Here is a 5,526-nt window from a genome sequence, read left to right as displayed (position 1 = left end):
ACCCATCCAGTGCAAGCGCTTGCACCACTCTCTGGCGGAAGTCATAACTGTAAGCTTTTGCCATAGCAGCGCACCAAGAGACGACTACCCTTAGTCTATGTCCTAGTCGAACTGGCGACAGCTATATTAACAGAAATAGTGGCATAAGGATTTTGTAACTGACTACCGATCATGAATCGGATAAAACCTCCTAAGCCTTCAACTAAACGAGCACGACGTAACTCTCCATAGTCAACAGAAGGAAATCCGATATTCTTGGCTAGTTGCATGACCGTTTTACGAGCTTCAGCATCGTCAGCACAAACAAAGACAGAGACTTGATAATCTTTGAGTGGGCTCGGTGCAAGTTCAAAAATTTCCTGAGCCATTGTATTGAAGGCTTTTACAACCCTTGCCTTTGGAACTTCTGACGCTAACTTTTCGGCAAGTGACTGCATAATCAGTGCAAACTCGAACCCCTTTGAAATCTCAAAGTTGTTGCAGTCAATTAGGATTTTACCAGATAGCACTTCAACTGAATTAAGTACCTCAGCAGGATTTACACCTTGCGCTGTATATAGCAGGACATCACCAAAAATTGCTGCTTCATCGTTTGTGCCACCCTGTGTTCCACGCTCAACAAAGGCAGCTACTGACTGCCTAAGAATTAGTAGTACATAACCCTTTGCGGTGGTTTCAACGCCTTGAAGCGACTCTAACGTACGTTAGCGGCAGCGCACCCAAAGGCAGAAAGGGCTTGAGTTTAACACGATGCCATTGTGGTTTACGCAAGTAATAACTGTTGTAAGGAACCTAATGTTAGCGGCAGCGCACCCAAAGGCATGAAGGGCTTGAGTCTAACACGATGTCATTGTGGTTTACGCAAGTAATAACTGTTGTAAGGAACCTAACGATGAGTTCAGTAGCCGCAGGTGAACTTTGCAGTCTTACCGACCATCTTGATGCCGTGACGGCAACCATTTGTTAGGCGGCGTTAAGGCAAATTGTTGCTTGAGTGTCCCTTAAAGTGAGCGCCTGCACCGGGATGGTCATAACAAACTCTGTCCCTTGACCGAGCGTTGAATGCACTTCTACCGTTCCAGCATGTTTCTCAACGACGATTTGATGAGCGATCGCCAAGCCTAGACCTGTCCCTTGACCCACACCTTTGGTGGTAAACAGATGCTCAAAGATTTTTTGCTTCACTGCATCGGTCATACCAACCCCATTATCCTGAATGCAGATCACGCACTGTTGCTGATCGTCAGAGAGTGCAGTCTTAATGATTATTTGGTTAGGGTTCGCTTGAATGGCTGCAAAGCTGCGTCCTTGATTGGAGTCTTCTAGCGCATCGATCGCATTTGCCAAAAGATTCATAAAGACTTGATTCAACTGCCCGGCAAAGCATTGTACCTGTGGCAGATCACCATAGTCGGTAATGACTTCAATCTCTGGACGGGTTTCGTTAGCTTTGAGGCGATGCTTGAGAATCATGATCGTGCTGTCAATGCCATCATGAATATTGCAAAGAATCGGTCGATCGCAATCAGAACGCGAGAAGGTTCTTAAACTGGTGCTGATGGTGCGAATCCGCTCAACGCCTTCTTGCATCGAATTGAGCAACTTGGGTAAATCCGCTTGTACGTATGCCAAGTCTACTGCTTCCACGACTGCCTGTAAGGTGGCACTTGGGTGAGGGACTTCTTCTTGATAGAGAGCAAGCAGTTGAAAGAGGTCTTTAATATAGTCTTGAGCCGGTTTCAGATTACCAGCAATAAAGCCCAATGGGTTATTAATTTCATGCGCCACGCCTGCCACCAAATTGCCTAAAGTGGACATCTTTTCGCGATGGACTAACTGAAGCTGAGACTCTTGCAATTGTGTGAATGCTATCGTTAAATCAACCGTTTGCTCTGCTACACGTTGTTCTAGATTTCTAGTTAGCTGCCGTAGCTGCAAATGAGTTTTTACCCGTGCTAGCACTTCCTGTTCTTGAAAGGGCTTGGTAATATAGTCCACAGCACCAAAGGCAAAGCCTTTCTCCTTACTAGCAGCATCGGAGAGCGCAGTCATAAAGATGATCGGAATGCTAGCGGTAGTGGGATCTGCCTTGAGCCGTTGGCAAGTTTCAAAGCCGTCAATGCCTGGCATCTGCACATCCAGTAAGACTAAATCAGGAGGGTGAGCTTGGATGCGCTTCAGAGCGCGGTCGCCGTTGATCGCAGTGGCGACTTCATATCCCCCATCACCTAAAGTTTCACAAATTACTTCTAAGTTCGCAGGGGTGTCGTCCACCACCAGAATTAAGGCAGCACTAGACATGAGCTTTTTCCTCTATTAAGTACTGTTGCAGCAACGCTTCAATCTCTTCAGCTTTAAATTGCTTGGCAAGCTGAAGCACCTGTGCGGCAAAACCAGCGTAGCGAGGGTTCGAGTGAACTAGCTGCTCTATGTGTTCCCGCAGCCGTTTTAAGTTACCTTTCTGTGCCAGGTCTAGTAGCGTTTTTAACTCGACTGCGGAGGGCTGCATCGTTTCTTCCGAATACTGCAATGCAGTCGTTGACGATAACGGAGAGTCGCTTGCAGCGGTCATTTCATAGGTCCAATGCAGGTTCAAGTGAAGGGCTAAGAGTTTAAACAATTCACTGACTTCGACTGGTTTTGCTAAGAAACCATCTCCCCCAACATCTAAACTCATCTGCTGGTCAGCTTGGGCGACTGAGGCAGAAGAAACAATGATCTTCTGGTGTTGCAAATCCTTGGCACCACGAACCTGCTTGAGCAGCTCAAAGCCGTTCATGACTGGCATCGCTAAGTCTGTAATCACTAAGTCTGGTTGAGACTGGCGGATTTTTTCTAAGCCTATTTGACCATTTTCAGCCTCAGTCAGTTGGAAGCCGAGTGGCTCTAACAAGTTGACGAGAACGGCTCGGTTTTCCCACCGATCGTCCACCACTAGAATGCTGCGTCGTTGTCCTTCATAACCAATCATTTGTTTGCCAGTGGTGAGGGCGTTTTGTTGTGCCCAATCGGTGGCGATCGCCAGTTCCACCTCAAACCAGAAAGCGCTGCCGACACCAGGCTGGCTCTTGACCTGGATTTGCCCGTTCAGCAGCTGCACAATTCTTTGGCTAATCGCTAGTCCTAAACCTGTACCTTCGGCTTGGCGCTGCCGCTCGCCCACTTGTTCAAACGCCTGGAAAATTTTATCCACTTGGTCAGGCGCAATGCCTACGCCTGTATCTTCCACTTGAAATTTGATCCGACGCATGGACGGATTGGCGTGATGCTCCATCTCGGCATTTTCCATCACGGTTACCTTAAGCTTGACAGACCCGATGTCGGTGAACTTAATCGCATTGCCCAGCAAATTGAGCAAGACCTGACGTAGCCGTTTTTCATCAGCAAAAAGCCCTTCGGGCAACTGCGGGTCCGGATCGTAAAGGAAATCAATCCCTTTTTGGTCAGCACGAATGCGGCAGATTTCGGCAACCCCTTGAAGGAATGAAGGGAAGTGAATTGCCTTCGGTGCAAAGTCTAGCTTACGGGCTTCAATCTTGGACAAGTCCAAGACATCGTTGATCAGCGTCAGCAAATGGGAACTGCACTGGTGAATGATTTCTACCCCATGACGCTCTTTCATGGGCAGCACTTTGGAGCGGTTGAGGATTTGAGCGTAGCCCAGAATACCGTTGAGAGGCGTGCGGAGTTCATGACTCATGTTGGCGAGAAATTCGCTCTTGGCTTGATTCGCGCCATCAGCTACCAGTTTTGCTGCTTTCAGTTCTGCGGTGCGTGCCTCAACGCGGGTTTCCAGCTCCATAAAAGAGCCTTGCAGTTGACCCGCCATCTGGTTGAAGGAATCTGCCAGCGATTCTAATTCATGGATACCGCGCACCTGAACCGTTTGATCAAGGTGACCGGAGCTAATCGCCTGACTTGCTTTCTGTAGCTGCAAAATCGGTTTGGTAATCCAGCGCGAAGTCAAAAGACCCAGTGCGGTTGTCACTGCCAAAGCCCCTAAACACAACAAAATTGTGGTGCGAGTATTAGCATTGATTTGTGCCATGAAATCTGATTCGGGCACCACTACAACGCTGAGCCAATCGATGCCGTGTTCGTCTCGAATAGCGGAAACTTGAATAAACTGCCGCTGATCTGCCAGCCTAAAATCAAGCTGCTGACTCTGTTGAATAGCGGTAAAGTTGCCAAATCGATCAAGGATGGCTTGCACTGTCCCACGAATGACAGCACTTTCAGCCTTGACGGCAGGAATTTGTTGCAACTTCTGCTTTTTCAAGTCAATAAGAAAAGGTTCTTTAATAGTTGAGCTGGCGATCAGATTGCCCGATCGATCAATAATAAACGTCTGTCCGGTTTGACCGGCCTTTAACTCACTTAGAAACTGATGAATTTTGGCAATCCGAAAGGTGCTACTTTGCACTCCCAAGAATGTTCTATCACCGTCGTAAATTGGCTGAGATAGAGCAATTGAAGCCGTCTTAACTGTGTTACCAATGTAGGGTTTGGATGTCCAAGTTGTTTTTCCAGCTTCTTGTGCAGCTTCATACCAATGTCGATCACGGGGGTCAAACTCTGCCTGAGTTTTGAGCAGTGCGATCCGTTGACCTTGATCACTAAGTTTGTAGAATAGACGTTGCGGTAGGTTCGCTTTGTAACCAACGCGAGAAACGATGCCGTCGTTGAATGTATCCTCTACAGTGATACTTGTGCCGTCAGCCATACCAATTTGCATATGTTCAACCGTGTTTTGGCTGACTAACCGCCAGAGGGTTCGTTCCAGCTTGGTGACATCTGTTAAATCAAGCTGACTTTCTTGAGCTGCAGCTACGATCACCTGTCCAGAAATATAAGGTTCTTTCAAATAGTTGAGCACTTGCAGATTCAGGCGATCGCTCATCTCGTGACGTAACTGACTGGCAACATCGTTAACTGCCTTCTGTCCATTTCGTAAAGAAATGTAGCTGGTTAGCCCAACTGCTACAAAGATTTGGAGCACAAACGGGACAATCAGGAGTGTTCGCAGGGAAAGTTTGCTCTTGGGTTTGGCTGGCGCTAGCGATTTGGTTGGAAGAGGCATGACGGTAGCTTCTGGTGTGAAAAAGAAAGGTCTTTTAAGCCGCTTGTCCTGCCTAGTGTGCCCATCGCTTTTAGATCGCTCAGTCGGTGCCCATAATTGTTTACACATTCAAGAAGGAAGTTTATGAAGCGGAGTTCGAGTCGTAGGGGGTTGAGTAGGGGGAGGACACTGTTCTTGGCAATTAAGTGCCACATCGTCTGAAAGTTTTTCCCAGCCTAGTTTCTAGACCATGACCTTACCGCTTTTACTCAAAATTGAGACACAGCAGCGACGCGAGCGTTGAGGAGCAGAGTGATTGATCGCTTCTGCTTCTCAGCTTGTATAGCTGTCGCTAGTTCGACTAGGACATAGACTAAGGGTAGTCGTCTCTTGGTGCGCTGCTATGGCAAAAGCTTACAGTTATGACTTCCGCCAGAGAGTGGTGCAAGCGCTTGCACTGGATGGGT

The 5,526-nt window shown here is 47.7% G+C and carries 3 protein-coding genes; all 3 read right to left on the bottom strand.

The genetic code is table 11. The annotated features are described in order from the left end of the window. Nucleotides 1-95: 95 nt before the first annotated feature. Nucleotides 96-437, bottom strand: a complete 342-nt coding sequence (locus tag H6F76_RS02225; protein WP_199321865.1) for a hypothetical protein — start codon at nucleotides 435-437, stop codon at nucleotides 96-98. 526 nt (nucleotides 438-963) lie between these two features. Then, nucleotides 964-2,301, bottom strand: a complete 1,338-nt coding sequence (locus H6F76_RS02220) for a response regulator (protein ID WP_190505529.1) — start codon at nucleotides 2,299-2,301, stop codon at nucleotides 964-966. Then, nucleotides 2,294-5,080, bottom strand: coding sequence for a hybrid sensor histidine kinase/response regulator (locus H6F76_RS02215; RefSeq protein ID WP_190505527.1), 2,787 nt, complete (start codon nucleotides 5,078-5,080; stop codon nucleotides 2,294-2,296). Before H6F76_RS02215 ends, H6F76_RS02220 begins: the two co-directional genes overlap by 8 nt. Nucleotides 5,081-5,526: the final 446 nt, after the last annotated feature.

Origin of the sequence: Leptolyngbya sp. FACHB-321 (assembly GCF_014695975.1) — a bacterium.
Lineage (GTDB): Bacteria > Cyanobacteriota > Cyanobacteriia > Leptolyngbyales > Leptolyngbyaceae > Stenomitos.
This window is presented reverse-complemented; position numbering and strand designations above follow the sequence as displayed.